Origin of the sequence: uncultured Serinicoccus sp. (assembly GCF_947500995.1) — a bacterium.
Taxonomy (GTDB): Bacteria; Actinomycetota; Actinomycetes; order Actinomycetales; family Dermatophilaceae; genus Ornithinicoccus.
In genome coordinates, this window is sequence record NZ_CANMUA010000002.1 from 107355 (window position 1) to 123165 (window position 15811).

General features: G+C 72.9%; 17 protein-coding genes. 9 read left to right on the forward strand and 8 right to left on the reverse strand.

The window, feature by feature from the left end; all coding sequences use genetic code 11:
- The first annotated feature begins 10 nt into the window (after positions 1-10).
- Positions 11-1228: a hypothetical protein gene (locus Q0967_RS03580; protein ID WP_298746726.1), complete on the forward strand. Its 1218-nt coding sequence runs from the start codon at positions 11-13 to the stop codon at positions 1226-1228.
- 46 nt (positions 1229-1274) lie between these two features.
- Here Q0967_RS03580 and Q0967_RS03585 read toward each other — a convergent pair whose 3' ends face one another.
- From Q0967_RS03585 to Q0967_RS03605, 5 genes are all read right to left on the reverse strand, one after another.
- Complete coding sequence (locus Q0967_RS03585; protein WP_298746723.1) at positions 1275-1835, reverse strand: DUF1992 domain-containing protein; 561 nt, start codon at positions 1833-1835, stop codon at positions 1275-1277.
- A 29-nt stretch (positions 1836-1864) separates the two neighbouring features.
- A complete protein-coding gene (locus Q0967_RS03590; protein WP_298746718.1) occupies positions 1865-3169 on the reverse strand; it encodes a glycosyltransferase in 1305 nt (434 codons plus the stop codon).
- Between the two features lie 124 nt (positions 3170-3293).
- Positions 3294-4265, reverse strand: coding sequence for a Gfo/Idh/MocA family protein (locus Q0967_RS03595; RefSeq protein WP_298747119.1), 972 nt, complete (start codon positions 4263-4265; stop codon positions 3294-3296).
- 35 nt (positions 4266-4300) lie between these two features.
- Positions 4301-5425, reverse strand: a complete 1125-nt coding sequence (locus tag Q0967_RS03600; protein ID WP_298746712.1) for a DegT/DnrJ/EryC1/StrS aminotransferase family protein — start codon at positions 5423-5425, stop codon at positions 4301-4303.
- Positions 5422-6075: an acyltransferase gene (locus tag Q0967_RS03605; RefSeq protein WP_298746709.1), complete on the reverse strand. Its 654-nt coding sequence runs from the start codon at positions 6073-6075 to the stop codon at positions 5422-5424. Before Q0967_RS03605 ends, Q0967_RS03600 begins: the two co-directional genes overlap by 4 nt.
- On the opposite strand from Q0967_RS03605, the gene Q0967_RS03610 reads away from it, so the two are divergent.
- Positions 6074-6757, forward strand: a complete 684-nt coding sequence (locus tag Q0967_RS03610; RefSeq protein WP_298746707.1) for a glycosyltransferase family 2 protein — start codon at positions 6074-6076, stop codon at positions 6755-6757. The genes Q0967_RS03605 and Q0967_RS03610 overlap by 2 nt on opposite strands.
- A 58-nt stretch (positions 6758-6815) precedes the next feature.
- Complete coding sequence (locus Q0967_RS03615; protein ID WP_298746704.1) at positions 6816-7259, forward strand: DUF2304 domain-containing protein; 444 nt, start codon at positions 6816-6818, stop codon at positions 7257-7259.
- Here the strand turns inward: Q0967_RS03615 and Q0967_RS03620 are convergent.
- On the reverse strand, positions 7232-8017 hold the full coding sequence (locus Q0967_RS03620; RefSeq protein ID WP_298746701.1) for an inositol monophosphatase: 786 nt from the start codon (positions 8015-8017) through the stop codon (positions 7232-7234). The genes Q0967_RS03615 and Q0967_RS03620 overlap by 28 nt on opposite strands.
- 48 nt (positions 8018-8065) lie before the next feature.
- The gene (locus tag Q0967_RS03625) at positions 8066-8413 is read right to left on the reverse strand and encodes a universal stress protein (protein ID WP_298746698.1); all 348 of its coding nucleotides are present in this window, start codon (positions 8411-8413) and stop codon (positions 8066-8068) included.
- 78 nt (positions 8414-8491) lie between these two features.
- Between Q0967_RS03625 and Q0967_RS03630 the strand changes: the two genes are divergently transcribed.
- From Q0967_RS03630 to Q0967_RS03645, 4 genes are read left to right on the forward strand one after another with little or no spacing between them, the layout of a single operon-like run.
- The gene (locus Q0967_RS03630; protein ID WP_298746694.1) at positions 8492-9499 is read left to right on the forward strand and encodes a tripartite tricarboxylate transporter substrate binding protein; all 1008 of its coding nucleotides are present in this window, start codon (positions 8492-8494) and stop codon (positions 9497-9499) included.
- Complete coding sequence (locus Q0967_RS03635) at positions 9496-9993, forward strand: tripartite tricarboxylate transporter TctB family protein (protein ID WP_298746691.1); 498 nt, start codon at positions 9496-9498, stop codon at positions 9991-9993. The genes Q0967_RS03630 and Q0967_RS03635 overlap by 4 nt, the downstream gene beginning before the upstream one ends.
- Position 9994: 1 nt before the next feature.
- Complete coding sequence (locus tag Q0967_RS03640) at positions 9995-11500, forward strand: tripartite tricarboxylate transporter permease (RefSeq protein ID WP_298746688.1); 1506 nt, start codon at positions 9995-9997, stop codon at positions 11498-11500.
- 40 nt (positions 11501-11540) lie between these two features.
- Entirely contained in the window at positions 11541-13178 is a 1638-nt protein-coding gene (locus tag Q0967_RS03645; RefSeq protein WP_298746683.1) for a Na+/H+ antiporter NhaC family protein, read from the forward strand.
- Between the two features lie 19 nt (positions 13179-13197).
- On the opposite strand, the gene Q0967_RS03650 is transcribed toward Q0967_RS03645, so the two are convergent.
- Positions 13198-13518 carry a putative quinol monooxygenase gene (locus Q0967_RS03650; RefSeq protein ID WP_298746680.1) on the reverse strand — a complete coding sequence of 107 codons (321 nt, stop codon included), beginning with the start codon at positions 13516-13518 and terminating at the stop codon, positions 13198-13200.
- A gap of 189 nt (positions 13519-13707) precedes the next feature.
- Between Q0967_RS03650 and Q0967_RS03655 the strand changes: the two genes are divergently transcribed.
- Positions 13708-14589 carry a serine protein kinase RIO gene (locus Q0967_RS03655; RefSeq protein WP_298746677.1) on the forward strand — a complete coding sequence of 294 codons (882 nt, stop codon included), beginning with the start codon at positions 13708-13710 and terminating at the stop codon, positions 14587-14589.
- A 112-nt stretch (positions 14590-14701) separates the two neighbouring features.
- Positions 14702-15742, forward strand: a complete 1041-nt coding sequence (locus tag Q0967_RS03660) for a siderophore ABC transporter substrate-binding protein (RefSeq protein WP_298746674.1) — start codon at positions 14702-14704, stop codon at positions 15740-15742.
- Positions 15743-15811 lie beyond the last annotated feature (69 nt).

The window sequence follows — 15811 nt, forward strand, 5'->3', positions numbered from 1 at the left end:
GGCTGCGGGCGTGGTCTCCCCCGTCAGCCGCCTGCGCCGCCTCGCCTGGCGCGGTCTGGCCGCGCTGCCCGCGCCGGTCCGCGAGGTCGCGACCCTGCCGGTGCGGCGGCGCGCCGACGCCGAGCTGCGGGCGCTCACCCCGATGCCGCCGGCGCGGCGCAGGCTCTACCTGGGGCCGTGGAACACCGCCGGGCAGGCGTATGCCTGGGCGCGCGCCGCCGAGCGCCACCTGCCGGGCGTCGCGGCGCAGAACCTCGTGGCCCACCGCGCCGCGACCGCGGGCTCGTTCCGCTACCCCGCCGACCACGAGCTGTCTGCCCTCGCCCAGCGCGGTCACGTCCGCGAGATCCACGGGTCGCGCGTGCTCCGCGAGGCGACGCACGTGGTCTTCGAGTCCGGCCGCCCGGTGCTCGCTGACCTGCACGCCGGGTCGATGCTGGCCGACGTGCCCGTCCTGGAGGCGGCCGGGATCCGGCACGCGGTGCTCTACCACGGCAGCGAGATCCGGGACCTGCGGGCGCACGCCGAGGCCTATGTGCACAGCCCGTTCCACGGGCCCTGGGACGACTACCTGCACACCCTGCAGTCCGTCGTCGAGCGCAACGAGGGTGACCTCGCGGCCTATGCCGGCCCGGTGCTCGTCTCGACCCCGGACCTGCTCGACGTGCTGCCCGGGGCCACCTGGCTGCCGCTGGTCGTCGATGTCGAGCGGTTCGCGGGGGCCGCGGGCGCGCCGGTGCTGGCCCGCCCACGCCCGGTGGTGCTGCACGCGCCGTCCAACCCGCGCCTCAAGGGCACCGAGGCGGTGGAACGGGTGCTGGAGGGTATGCAGTCCGCCGGCCTGGTGGAGTACCGCCGCCTCACCGGGGTGCCGCACGCGCGGATGGCGGCCTTCGTGGGCGACGCGGACGTCGTCGTCGACCAGGTCGTGCTCGGCAACCCGGGCGTCCTGCTGGCCGAGACCCTGGCCGCCGGGAGGCTGGCGGTCGCGCACCTCGCGCCGGGGGTGCGCGACCGGATGTCGCAGGCCGACCGGGAGCGCGGAGGCGACGGGGTCGTGCCCGTGCCCGACGCCGACCCCGACACCCTCGAGGAGGTGCTCCGCAGGGTGCTGGACGATCGCGGACGGCATACCGAGCTGGCGGGGCGGGGTCCCGCCTGGGCGCGCCGCCACCACGACGGCGCCCGCGCCGCCGAGGTCCTCGACCGCGTCCTGCTCTCGACCTGACCGCCCTGCCGACCGGGGAATCCTCGCCCCGGCAGCACGACCACGGTCACGAGGTCCCGCGGGCCTGCCGCCAGAGCTGGACCATCTCCTGGACGTCGAGCCGCCCGACGACCGGGGGCGAGGTCGGGCCGACGTGCGGGCGGCGACGGTCGGCCAGCACCCGTTCGTTGAAGTCCTCCACGCGGGCCCGCACCGCGGCCTCGTCGGGCAGGCCGAGCAGGGCCTCGGGGTAGGTCGCCTTCTCCCGGCGCAGCTGCATGACCCCGGGCATCGCCCCGGAGAGGTCGAGCTGCTCACGGCGGACGAGCTCCTTGACCCACCAGTCGGGCTCGGCGCGGGTGTCCACGTCGCGCAGCGGCTTGCCGGCTCCCGGGAGGTTGTCGAAGGCGCCCTGGCGCTGCGCCTGGTCGATGGTCTGGTCCACCCACGACTGCACGGCGCGGGCGGTGGTCGACGCGGACGGGCGGCGACGCGGACGGGCCCCGGCCCCTGGTCGACCCGGCGCCGCCTGGTCCTCGTGCGCCTCGTGCTCGGCGACCTGCTCGCGCAGCTCCTCCTCCGCCCGCGGCGCACCCGGCCGCTCCCCCGGCCGTCCCCACCTGCTCATGGTCCTGCCTCCTTCGTCGCGGCTGGTCCTCAGCCTCGCACACCGAGCACCACGGCCGCCGCGCCGTCGCCGGTGGCCGCCAGGCTGCGGTGCTCGCGCACCCACGCCACGCGTCGCGCCCGCTCCGGCTCGTCCGGCCGCGCCCGCAGCGCCTGGACCATCGCCTCCGCCACCGCCCCGGCGTCGTGCTCGACGGCCGCGCCCAGCCGGTGCTCCCGGACGTCCGCCGCGGCCGGCCCGGGCCCGGCGAAGACCACCGGCGTCCCGCAGGCGAGGGCGGCGACGACCTTGGTGGGGTAGGCGAAGTCGTAGCCCACCCCCGGCCGCACGCTCACCAGGGCGGCGGCCGCACCGCGCAGCCAGGCCGCCGCCTCCTCCGGGGGGACCAGGGGACGCAGCTCGATCGCCCCCTCGGGCAGCTCGCCCGCGACGCGCCGCAGCTCGGGCCAGGACGAGCCCTGCCCGAGGAAGACCAGCCGCGCCCCCGGCACTTCCCGCACGACCCGCCGCATCGCCTCGGCGAAGACCTCGGCGCCCTGCCACTCCGAGGCTGTCCCGGCATACACGAGGTATGCCGTGCCCGGCGCCTCCTGCGCCTGCTCGCCCTCGGGGGTGAAGACGTCGGTGTCGATCCCGTTGGGCACGACGGTGACCGGGGCGTCCTCCCCGGCCAGCGCGCGGACGCGGCCGGCCACCCCGTCGCTGACCGCGACGATCCCGGCCGCGCCGCGCAGCGCGAACCGCTCGAGGGTGCGCATGAGGCTCGTCACGACGGCGGGCGCGCCCATCGAGGCCGTGGCGTCCGACCAGACGTCCGCGGCGTAGTAGACGTAGGGGATGGGCCCACCGAGGACCGACCGGACCGCGAGGGCCACCCGGGTGACCGCCCCGGTCGTCGGCGGCGGCTCGACCACGACGACGTCGGGCCGCGGTCCGGTGAGCAGGCGGGCGGCCAGCGGCAGGTCGAAGGAGAGGTACGGCAGGTACCCGCGGACGTAACCGCTGGCGTCCCGCAGCACCGGCCACCGGCTCACGCCGACCTGGGGATCGGCCGACGCCGACGCCGACGTCTCCCGCCCGTCCCCCTCCATCCCCACCGAGCGCCGCTTCTGGTTGCCCTCCATCCCCACCGAGCGCCGCGGATGGTTGCCCTGCGCCCCACCGAGCGTCGCGCGTGGTGGGCGCAGCGCCGAGGGCGGCGTGGTCGTGAGCACCCGCACGCGGGCGCGGCCGGCCAGGGAGCGCACGAGAGCACCGAGGCGGAAGGTCGCGGCCGCCGCCTCGGGGGCGTAGATCCGGGTGGCCAGGACCACCAGTGGTGCCTGATCAGTCACCGGGCAACCATCCGCGACGCTCGGTGCGCGGCTGAGCAACCATCCACGGCGCCCGGTGCGCGGCTGGGCAACCATCTGCGACGCCCGGTGGGGGACAGAGCAACCATTCGCGGCGCCCGGTCGGTCACAGGGTCCGGGTGCGCCCGGTGGCGGCGGAGTCGAGGATGGCCTCGACGACCTCGAGGGTATGCACGCCCTCGGCCATGGAGACGACGTCGGCCGGGCGGCCCCACAGGGCGTCGCGGAAGTTCTCCTGCTCCACGCGCAGCGGTTCCCGGCGGGCGATGGCATACCGGATGGAGTCGCCCTCGGAGACCCCGCGGAAGGTCGCCGCCCGATCCCACTCGCTGCGCACGTCACCGTTGGCCACGAAGGTCAGGTCACCCTGCAGCGTGTCCGCGACGAACGCGCCCAGCTCCCCCGTCGCGACCGTCTCGCGCACCTTGAGCGGGCTCAGCCAGTTGACCGTGTGCGAGACGATCGTCCCGTCGCGCAGCTGCCCGGTCGCCACCACCATGTCCTCGTGCTCGCGGCCCGAGCGGTGCGTCACCTGCCCGGACACGCTCGCGTACTCCGAGCGCGCGATCCACGCGGTCAGGTCGATGTCGTGGGTCGCGAGGTCCTTGACCACCCCCACGTCCGCGATCCGCGCCGGGAACGGCCCCTGCCGGGAGGTCGTGATCTGGTAGAGCTCGCCCAGCTCCCCCGCCGCGATCCGCCGCCGCATCTCCAGCAGCGCGGGGTTGCACCGCTCGACGTAGCCCACCGCGCCGACCAGCCCCGCCGACTCGAACGCCTGCGCCACCCGCCGCCCCGACTCCGCCGTCGCCGCGATCGGCTTCTCCACCATCGTGTGCACCCCCGCCTCGGCCAGGGCCAGCGCGACCTCCTCGTGCAGGTAGGTCGGCACCGCCACCATCGCCGCGTCGATGCCCGCGGCGATCAGCCCCTGCACGTCCGGCAGCACCGACAGCGCTCCCGCCACCCCGTGCTTGTCGCCCACCGGGTCCGCGACCGCCACCAGCTCCATCCCCTCCACCTCGCGGATCACCCGCGCGTGGTGACGCCCCATCGAGCCCAGCCCGATGAGGCCCATCCGGACCGTCCGGCCCTCCGGCAGCAGATGCGTGCTCACGCGCCCGCCCCCACCACGGCCTGCACCGCCGTCGCGACGCGCTCCAGGTCGCCCGGCGTCAACGACGGGTGCACCGGCAGGCTGATGACCTCCGCCGCCGCCCGCGCCGTCTCCGGCAGCTCCCACGCCGGCGCGAACCGCGACAACGAGACCAGCTCGTGGTTCGGCGTCGGGTAGTACACCCCGCACCCCACGGCGTGCTCCTCCCGCAGCGCCCGCACCACCTCGTCCCGCTGCGCCCCGCTCGCCCCGTCGATGCGCACCGTGTACTGGTGGTACACGTGCGTGCACCCCTCACGCACCGTCGGCACCACCACCCCGGCCACCCCGGCCAGGTGCTCGTCCAGCCACGCGGCGTTCGCCTGCCGCGCCTGCGTCCACGCCCCCACCTTCGTCAGCTGCACCCGCCCGATCGCCGCGTGGATGTCGGTCATCCGGTTGTTCAGCCCGATCACCTCGTTGGCGTACTGCTTCTCCATCCCCTGGTTGCGCAGCAACCGCACCCCCCGCGCGATCTCCTCGTCCGCGCACGAGACCATCCCGCCCTCGCCCGAGGTCATGTTCTTCGTCGGGTACAGGCTGAACATCCCGAACGACCCGAAGCTGCCCACCGGCGACCCCCGGTACGTCGCGCCGTGCGCCTGCGCGGCGTCCTCGAACAGCTGCACCCCCGCCTCCGCGGTCACCGCCCGCAGCCCCTCCACATCAGCCGGGTGACCGTACAGGTGCACCGGCATCACCGCCGCCGTCCGGTCGCTCAACGCCGACCGCACCGACTCCGGGTCCAACGTGAACGTGTCCGGGCTGATGTCCGCGAACACCGGCCGCGCCCCCGTCAGGGCCACCGCGTTCGCCGTCGCCGCGAACGTGAACGAGGGCACCACCACCTCGTCCCCCTCCCCGATCCCGCACGCCAGCAACCCCAGGTGCAGCCCCGAGGTCCCCGAGTTCACCGCCACGCACGTGCGCCCACCCACCAGCTGCGCACCGAACTCGCCCTCGAAGGCCGCCACCTCCGGACCCTGCGCCACCATCCCCGAGCGCAGCACCCGGTCCACCGCCACCCGCTCGTCCTCCCCGATGAGCGGCTTGGCCGCAGGGATCATCGGCTGCTCGGTCATGACTGTCCTCCGTCGGGCTCGGCGCGGCGCAGTCCGCCGTCGCTCTCTCGGTATGTCTCGCGCGTCTGCGGGCAGCGCCACTCACCGGGGACGCCGGTCGGCTCAAGCGGGCGGCCGGCGTGCCCGACCCAGCCGACCTGGCGGGCGGGGACCCCGACGACGAGGGCGTGGTCGGGGACGTCCTTGGTGACCACGGCCCCGGCGGCCACGGTGGCCCAGGCGCCGACGCGCACCGGCGCCACGCACACGGCCCGGGCCCCCACGGAGGCGCCCTCGCCGATGGTGACCCCCACCTGCTCCCAGTCGTCGGCCGCCTTGAGGGACCCGTCGGGGTTGACCGCCCGGGGGAAGGTGTCGTTGGTGAGGACGGCCGCGGGACCGACGAAGACCCCGCGTCCGAGCTCGGCGGGCTCGTAGACCAGGGCGTAGTTCTGCACCTTGCAGTGGTCGCCCATCCGCACCCCGGTGCCGACGTAGGCGCCGCGCCCGATGACGCAGCCGGCACCCAGCACGGCGTCCTCGCGCACCTGGGCGAGGTGCCAGACCGAGGTGCCCTCGCCGATGCTCGCGCTCGGCGCGACGTCGGCACTGTCGACGATGCGTGTCGTCACGGGACTCCCATCAGGGGTGGTGAGGGACAATGCACCCATGACTCTAACGCCCGTGCAGGAGGACGCCTGGCTGGTGATCCCCCTCTACGAGGAGGGCCGGGTCGTCGAGGACGTCCTGCGCGAGGCGCGGGCGGTCTTCCCCCGCGTCGTCTGCGTCGACGACGCCTCGCGCGACGACTCCGCCGAGCGGGCGAGGGCGGCGGGGGCGGTCGTCGTGCAGCACCCGTTCAACCTCGGGCAGGGGGCGGCGCTGCAGACCGGGATGCGCTACGTGCTCGAGGCGACGGATGCGGCATACCTCGTCACCTTCGACGCCGACGGGCAGCACCGGCCCCAGGACGCCGCCGAGATGGTGCAGCGGGCCCGGGACGAGCACCTGGCGATCGTCTTCGGCTCCCGCTTCCTCGACCGCCGCACCCGCCCCGGGCTGCTGAAGAAGCTCGTGCTCAAGGCGGCCGTCTGGCTCACCAACCAGCAGACCGGGATGAAGCTCACCGACGCGCACAACGGCCTGCGGGTCATCCGGCGCGACGCGGCGGCCCGTCTGGACCTGCGCCAGAACCGCATGGCGCACGCGACCGAGATCGTCCTGCAGCTGGGCCGCACCGGGCTGCCGTGGGCCGAGCACCCGGTGCACGTGCTCTACACCGACTACAGCCGGGCCAAGGGGCAGTCCCTCATGAACTCGGTCAACATCCTCGTCGACACCATCCTCAAGTAGGTCCTGCCGATGCCCGAGGCGATGACCACGACGACCACCACCGGACGGAGGCCCTGACGTGCTCGACCAACCCCTCATCAAGCTCGTCCTCCTGCTGAGCGTCGTGGTGGTCACCACGATGCTCACCCGCTCCACGGCCGGGGTCCGGCACCAGGCGGTCCGTCGCCTGCTGCTGGTCGGCTTCGTGGTGCTGGCGGCGATCGCCATCCTCTTCCCGCGCGTCCTGACCCAGGTCGCCCAGCTGCTGGGGGTGGGCCGTGGCGCCGACCTGCTGCTCTACGGCCTCACCGTGGTCTTCCTCGGCTACGTCGCGGCGTCCTACCGCCGGATGCGCGAGCTCGAGCAGCAGGTCACCACGCTCGCCCGGGAGCTGGCCCTGCGCGCCGCGGTGCACGACACCACCGAGCACGACATCACCGGGGACGACATCACCGGGGACGACTCCACCGAGGACGACCCGGACGCCCCACCCGGTCAGAGCTCGCGGCGCAGCCTGTCGTAGACACCGGGACCCGCGGTCGCGAGGATGCGCCGTGGGTCGCTGCGGGGGCCGTAGGGCTCGCCCTCGTCCGAGCCCACCACACCGCCGAGCTCGCCGACGAGCAGGGACCCGGGGACGTGGTCCCACGGGCGGGTGCCGTGGTAGAGCAGGCCCTCGCACTCGCCCTCGGCGAGCTTGGGGTAGTCGATCCCGCAGCTCACCCAGCTCAGCTCCAGCGGGGCCAGCGGACCGACCTGCTCCCCCACCCGGCGACGGGCGGAGGTCCGGACCCGCCAGCGGGAGGGGTCGCTCCCGGGATCGAGCACCGCCAGGGCCTCCCCGTTGCGGGTGGCGCCGGCGCCGACCTCCGCGACGTAGGCGAGCTCGTGCTGCGGCTGCCAGATCCAGGCGCGCACGGTCTGCCCGGCCCGGGTCTCGGCGACCATGACGGCGTGGTCCGGGGAGCCGTGGACGAAGTTGCGGGTGCCGTCGACCGGGTCGACGGTGAAGGCGTGCTCGGCGCGCCGGAAGCCGGCCATGCTGCTGGCGTCGTCGGCGAAGGCCTCCTCCCCCAGGATCACCGCGTGGGGGTATGCCGCGGCCAGCTCCCGGGTGATGATCACCTCGGCCTCGCGGTCGGCGACGGTGACGAGGTCACCGGGGTGGGTCTTGGAGGAGATCTCGTCCTCGTCCAGGGACCGGAAGCGCGGGGTGATCACCGCGTCGGCCACCTCCTGCAGGAGGCGCAGGACGCGGTCGGTGCCCAGGGTGCTCGTCACGTCACCAGACTGTCATGGCCCGTGCCGCGGCCGTGCGGCGCGGTCGACTCAGCGGGCGGCCTTGACCGCGAGCACCGGCGCGGAGGCCTCGAGGAGGATCTGCTGGGCGCTCGAGCCGAGGATGAGCTTGCCGATCGCGGAGCGGTGCCGGACGCCGATGACGATGAGCGCGGCGTCCTCCTCGGAGGCGATGTCGAGGAAGTCGCCGACGACGTCGCGGTCCCGCTCGTCGGGCGCGTGCACCCGCACCTGCACCCCGTCCGCGGACACCTCCGGCGTCCCCTCCTGCATCGGCACGACGACCAGGTCCAGGGAGCGGCGCCTCGCCTCGGCGACCGCGGTCTCCTCGGCGGCCCGTCCCTCCGGCGTGGTCGTCCACGCGAGCACTACGGTCATGGCGGTTCCCCGTCCGGTTGCTTGTCAGGTGACGTTGCGTCAGTGATAGTAGTCGCTGACCACCAGCGAAGGAGCAGGATGAGCGAGGACGCGGCGCGCGTGGGTCGACCACGGTGGGCGATGGTCGTGTATGCCGTCGTCGCGGTCCTGGTCATCGGGTGGGCGGTCACCGCCTCGGCCCGGTCGGCGCAGCAGGGCTCGGACCTGCGCTCCACGTTGACGCTCATCGCCCCGGCGGGTGCCGGAGGGGGATGGGACACCTTCACCCGGGAGCAGCAGGCCGCGATGCGGGCCAACGGGATCGTCAACAACGCCACCGTCCTCAACATCCCCGGCGCGGGCGGGACCATCGGGCTCGGGAAGTTCTCCACGCTGGAGGGCGAGGCGACCAACCTGCTCACCACGGGCACCGTCATGAGCGGCGCCATCGCGCTGAACGACTCCCCCGTCGCCATGACCGACATGCGCCCGCTGGCCCGGGTCAGCGAGGAGTACGACATCATCGTGGTCCCCGCGGACTCTCCCTACCAGGACATCGAGGACCTCGTCGCCGACTGGGAGCAGGACCCGGGGGCCTTCCCCTTCACCGGCGGGTCGGCCGGAGGGCTGGACCACCTCATCGTCGCGGACCTGGCCATCCGGGCCGGGATCGACCCCACGCAGATCACCTACATCCCGCAGTCCGGTGGGGGCGAGGCCATCCAGGTGATCTCCTCGGGTGACGCGCGCGCGGCGGTCTCGGGCTACAACGAGTTCGCCGACCAGATCGAGGCCGGCCGGATGCGCGGCCTCGCGATCGTCTCCCCCGAGCGGGTCGAGGGGATCGACCTGCCCACCCTCATCGAGCAGGGCTACGACGTCTCGATGACCAACTGGCGCGGCTTCCTCGCCCCGGCGGGCATCACCGACGAGGAGTTCGCCGAGCTGGAGGCGATCGTCACCGAGACGGCCCAGAGCGAGGAGTGGCAGGAGGCCATGGAGCGCAACCGGTGGTCCGACGTCTTCCTCACCGGGCCTGACCTCATCGACTTCATCGAGGAGGACACGCGCCAGAACGAGGCGCTGGTCGAGGAGCTCGGGCTGTGACCGACGCAGGCTTCTGGCACGGTCGCTCCGGGCTGGTCGTGCCGGCCCTCCTGGCCGCCTTCACGACCTACCTGCTCGTCGGGGTGCTGACGATGGAGGTGCCGGAGGGGACCGACTTCCCGGGCCCCCGCTTCTTCCCCCTCATCCTCATCGCCCTGGGCTATCTCCTCTCGGTGCTGCTCGTGCTGCACTACCTGCGCCACCCGGAGCCGGTCGACACCGGGGACCAGGACGGCGGGCAGTGGCGCACCTTCACCGACTGGCGGGCCGTCGCCTGGTGCGTCGGCGGCTTCCTCGTCTTCGCCCTGACCATCGAGCTGCTGGGCTGGATCCTCGCGGCCGCCGTCCTCTTCTGGTGCGTGGCCCGGGGGATCGGCTCGACCCGCGGGCTGTTCGACGCCTCCCTGGCCCTGGTCGTCTCCTCGGCGGTCTACCTCGCCTTCGCCCAGGGGCTGGGCCTCAACCTGCCGGCCGGCGTCCTCGGGGGGTTCTGACATGGAGTCCCTGTCGCTGCTCATGGAGGGCTTCGCCGGCGCCCTCACCCCGATGAACCTGCTCTGGGTCGTCGTCGGCTGCCTGCTCGGGACCGCCGTCGGCGTCATGCCCGGGCTGGGCAGCTCCATGGCCGTCGCCCTGCTGCTGCCGATGACCTTCGCCCTGGAGCCGACCGCGGCCTTCATCATGTTCGCCGGTGTCTACTTCGGTGGCCTGTTCGGCGACTCCACCATGGCCATCCTCATGAACACCCCGGGCCAGGCTTCGGCCATCGCGTCCACCTTCGAGGGCCACCGCATGGCCAAGGACGGACGCGCGCCCCAGGCCCTCGCGACCGCCGCCCTCGGGGCGTTCCTCGGCGGGTTCAGCGCCGCCGTCGTGGTCGTCTTCCTCGCGCCCTCGCTCGCCGACTTCGCGTCGACCTTCGGGTTCGCGGAGTACTTCGCGCTCGCCGTCTTCGCCTTCGTGGCGACCTCCTCCATCGTCGGCGACTCGGTGGTCAAGGGAGTCGCCGCCCTCGTCGTGGGGCTCGGGATCGCCACGATCGGCATGGACCCCATCTCGGCCACCGAGCGCGGCACCCTGGGGGTGCCCGAGCTCTTCGACGGCGTCTCCCTCGTCACGGTGACGGTCGCCGTGCTGGCGCTCGGCGAGGTGTTCCACATCGCCTCCCGGGTCCGCCGGGACCCCAAGACGGTGGCGATGACGGCCGGCGGCCGGGCCTGGCTCTCGCGGGCCGAGTTCCGCGAGGCGGGGCCGGCGTGGGCCCGGGGCACGGCGATCGGCCTGCCCTTCGGCATCATCCCGGTGGGCGGCTCGGAGGTGCCCACCTTCATGGCCTACGACCTGGAGCGCCGCATCGACCGCAAGCGGCCCCGGCCGATGTTCGGCAAGGGCGCCATCCGCGGCCTGGCCGCCCCCGAGGCGGCGGGCAACGCCACCACGGGTACCGCCATGGGCGCGTTGCTGGCCCTCGGGCTGCCGGTCTCGGCCACGGCGGCCATCATGCTCGCGGCCTTCCAGCAGTACGGCCTCCAGCCCGGTCCGCTGCTGTTCGACCGAGCGCCGGACCTGGTGTGGTCACTGCTGGCGAGCTTCTTCGTGGCGCTCGTGGTCCTGCTCATCATCAACCTGCCGTTCGCGCAGCTGTGGGCCAAGCTGCTGCTCATCCCCGCTCCGTACCTCTACGGCGGCATCACCATGTTCTGCGGCCTCGGGGTGTATGCCCTGTCCGCCGCCCAGTTCGACCTCTACCTGCTGCTGCTCATCGGGGTCGTCGGCTTCGTCATGCGCCGCTACGACGTGCCGCTGGCCCCGCTCATGATCGGCATCGTGCTCGGCCCGCTTGCCGAGAGCTCCCTGCGCGAGGCGCTGCTGTCCTCCGACGGCGACTACTCGGTGCTGGTCAGCAGCTGGATCACCTGGCTGCTCTACGGCATCCTCGCCGTCGTCCTCGTCGTCACCGTGCGCGCGAAACTCCGCGCACGTCGGGGCGCCGACGTCTGAGCAGGTCTACCCTGAGCACCACCGCCCCCGAGGAGGCACCATGACCGAGGACCTGCCGATCCTGACCCTCCTGCCGCCGATCATCGCGATCGCGCTGGTCATCGCGACCAAGAAGGTCCTGCTCAGCCTGGGCGCCGGCGTCCTGGCGAGCGCCCTGCTCGTCGCGAACTTCAACCCGCTGGAGACCCTGCGCCTCGTCGGGACCGGAATCGGCGCCATCTTCTGGGAGGAGGGCGCGGTCAACACCTACTACGTCTACATCCTGCTGTTCACGCTGGCGCTGGGCGTCATCGCCTCGCTCATCCTCATGTCCGGCGGCAGCCAGGCCTTCTCCGACTGGGCCATCCAGCGGATCCGGACCCGCCGGGGCGCGCAGTCCCTGGCCGCCGCGCTGGGCATCGCCATCTTCATCGACGACTACTTCAACGCCCTGGCCGTCGGGCAGGTGGCCCGGCCGGTCACCGACCGGCACCACGTCGCACGCGCGAAGCTGGCCTACCTCATCGACTCCACCTCGGCCCCGGTCGCGGTGCTCGTCCCCTTCTCCAGCTGGGGCGCGAGCATCATCGGCATCATGGCCCCCCTCGTCGCGGCCTCGGCGCTCACGGTCAGCGACGTCGGCGCCTTCGTCGGGGCGGCCGGGATGAACTACTACGCCATCACGGCGGTGCTCCTGGTCTGGGTGGTCGTGGTCTTCGGCATCGACTTCGGCCCGATGCGCGGCCAGGAGCGCCGGGCCATCACCGAGGGCGAGACCTACGACGCCAGCGAGGAGATCCCCGGCGAGATCGCCGAGGACCTGCCGGTCCACTCCCCCGGCCACAAGCGGGCCCTCGTCATCCCCTTCCTGCTCCTCGTCGTCGGGGTCCTGGGCGGGATCGTCTGGACCGGCTACCGCGGCACCGTCACCGCCGAGGACTACGAGGCGGGCAGCGGTCTCGGCGTCCTGGACATCATGGCCTCCACCGACGTCACCCAGGCCCTCATCTACGGGGCCGTGCTGGGCCTGGCCTCGGCGTTCTACTACTACGTGCGCTACACCACCTCCAACCCCAAGTTCTCCCCGAGCACGCTGGGGCGCGGGGTCGTCAGCGGGCTGCAGTCGATGCTCCCGGCGGTCTACATCCTGCTGCTGGCGTGGGTCCTCGGAGGCCTCATCAGCGAGCTGGGCACGGGTGAGTACCTCGGCGGGCTCGTCGAGAGCGCCAACATGGCACCGCAGTGGCTGGTGCCCGTCATGTTCGTGCTGGCCGGGGCCATGGCCTTCTCGACCGGCACGTCGTGGGGCTCCTTCGGCATCCTGCTGCCGATCGCCGGAGACATCATGAACAACGTCAGCGGGGGCGACGAGCTGCTCCTGGCCGCCTTCGGCGCAGTGCTCGCCGGCGCGGTCTGGGGCGACCACTGCTCGCCCATCAGCGACACGACGATCCTGTCCAGCACCGGCGCCAGCTGCAACGTCATCACCCACGTCACCACCCAGCTGCCGTACGCCATCTCGGGCGCCGTCATCGCGCTGCTCGGCTACGTGGCGTTCGCCGCGACCGGCAGCGGCTGGCTCGGCTTCGGCGTCCTCCTGGTGGGCGTGGTCGCCTTCGCCCTCCTCGGCAAGACGGTGCTGCAGCGGCTCGAGGACGAGATCCCCGATGAGGAGCAGGCCAGCCGCGCCGGCACCTGAGCCGCTCGGGCGACCCCGCTCAGTCGATCTGCAGCTCGCCCATCGCGTCCCAGCCCTCGCCGTCGACCTGGCGCGAGATGATGCTCGGGGTGGCCGTGAGGTGCGGCCGCATCGCCTCGATGCCCTCGGTGAAGTGCGGGCTCTCGACGTGGGCGGCGGCCCCGTCGTCCGTGAAGCCCTCAACGAGGACGAATTCGTGGGGGTCCTCCAGGCTGCGGGACCACTCGAAGAAGAGGTTGCCCTCCTCCGACCGCACGGCGGCGGTGTAGTCGGACACGATCTGGGGCCACTGCGACGCGGACTCGGCCTTGACGGGGAACTTCACGACGATGAGGTACATCCGCTCAGGCTCACCCTCACGGCCGGCGAGGTCAAGTCGGGAAAACCCGTTGCCGACGCTCGCCCGGGGGCGTCATGCTGACGGTGAGACGCACGACACCGGTCGTGCTCCCGTGCGAGGAAGGAGGGACGACCATGGCCTGCTCGAGCACCGCCGCGACCCGCCCCACCCCTCGCACCAGGAGCACCAGTGCACCCTTCCTCCCCCACGGGTAATCTCGACCCGTTCTTCACCTTCGACTACACCCCGCTCGAGGGTCTCGAGCACCTCGCCGACGGCCAGCGGCTGACGACCTACTGGGACGTCGAGGCGGGCCACCGCGGCCCCTCCCCGGTCCCGGCCTGGGTCATCCAGGACTCCGGCGCCGTCGACACCGAGCTCGGCGTCCTCAAGACCGGCAAGGAGGCCGACGTCTTCCTGCTCGAGCGCGCCACCACCAGCGAGGTCGACACCAGCGCGCTCGACACCACTCACGTGGCGTGCCTCCTGGCCGCCAAGAGGTACCGCGACACCGACCACCGCACCTTCCACCGCAGCGCGGTGTACGCCGAGGGCCGCGGCGTGCGCCGGTCGCGCGACCAGCGCGCCCTCGCCCGGGGCAGCCGCTACGGCCGACAGATCGCAGCGGTCCGCTGGGCGGAGGCGGAGTGGCTGGCGATGTGCCGGGCCTGGGAGCACGGCATCCCCGTCCCCTACCCCGTCTCGCTGGAGGGGACCGAGCTGCTCATGGAGTTCGTCGGTGAGCCGACGGGCCTCGCCGCTCCCCGGCTGGCCCAGGCGCAGGCCGAACCGGCCCTCCTGCAGCACCTGTGGGAGCAGGTCCGCACGGTCGTGCTGCAGCTGGCCGAGCAGGGCTGGGCCCACGGGGACCTGTCGGCCTACAACCTCCTCGTCCACCACGAGACGGTGACCATCATCGACCTGCCCCAGGTCGTCGATGTCGTGACGAACCCGCAGGGTCACGCACTGCTGCACCGCGACTGCCTCAACGTCGCCGCGTGGTTCACCGGCCACGGGGTCGACGCCGACGGCGAGGCCCTCTTCGCCGAGGCCCTCTCGCTCGTGCTCTGAGGGATCGAGTGACCTTCGCCACAATTAGACTGCACCGACGCATCGTAAATCGAAGTGAGGTTAGGGTTACCTTGCCGATCCGGCGCCTGTCGAACCCTGGAGGAGAAACCTCATGCGCATCGCTCGTTCCCGTGCCGGCCTCGTCGCCGTCGCGACCGCCACCGCCCTCACCCTGGCCGCCTGCGGCAGCGACGAGGGGTCCGAGGAGGCTGCCGCCGGCGGTGGGTCGTCCGAGGACGCCGACGCGACCGGCGCCGAGGAGGGCTCCGAGCAGTCCGGCACCGTGGAGGTCACGGACTTCCAGGGCACCGTGCAGGTCCCCATGCCGGCCGAGCGCGTCATGGTGACCGACAACCGGGTGGTCCGGGCCATGGACGAGTGGGGGGTGGAGATCGTGGCCGCCCCCCTCGACATCTTCCCCGGTGGCCTGTCCTACGCCGAGGACGACTCGGTGGTCAACCTGGGCAACCACGGCGAGCCGGACCTCGAGGCCGTCGTGGCCGCCGACCCCGACCTCGTCCTCACCGGCTACCGCTTCCAGGACTACTACGGCGACATCCAGGACCTCGTCCCCGACGCCGCCCTCGTGGACACCACCACCGACTACGAGTCGAACCCGCTGGACGAGGAGCTCATCCGCCAGCTGGAGCTCGTCGGGCAGGCGCTCGGGCACGAGGAGGAGGCGCAGGACATGGTCGAGGAGTTCCAGGGTTCCATCGACGCGGCCGCGCAGGCCTACGACCCGGAGCAGACCGTCATGGGGCTGCTCACCTCCGGCGGCGACATCAGCTACGTCGCCCCGGTGACCGGCCGGTCGATCGGCCCGGTCTTCGAGGTGCTCGGGCTGACCCCGGCGCTGGAGCAGGAAGGTGGCGAGAGCGGGCACGGGGACGACATCTCGGTCGAGGCGATCGCCGAGGCGAACCCGGACTGGCTGGTCGTCATGGACCGCGACGCGGCCATCGCCGCCGAGGGCGACGAGTACTCCAGCGCCGAGGAGCTCATCGAAGAGTCCGAGGCGCTGCAGAACGTCACCGCTGTCCAGGAGGGTCAGATCGTCTACCTTCCCGCCGACTTCTACCTGACCGAGGACATGCAGGCCTACACCGAGCTGTTCACCTCCATGGCCGACGCCATGGGGTCGGCGCGCTGACCCGCACCCCGCAGGTGACCTCGGACACGTCCTCGAGACCGACCCCCGGCCCCGCCCCGCCCACCGGCC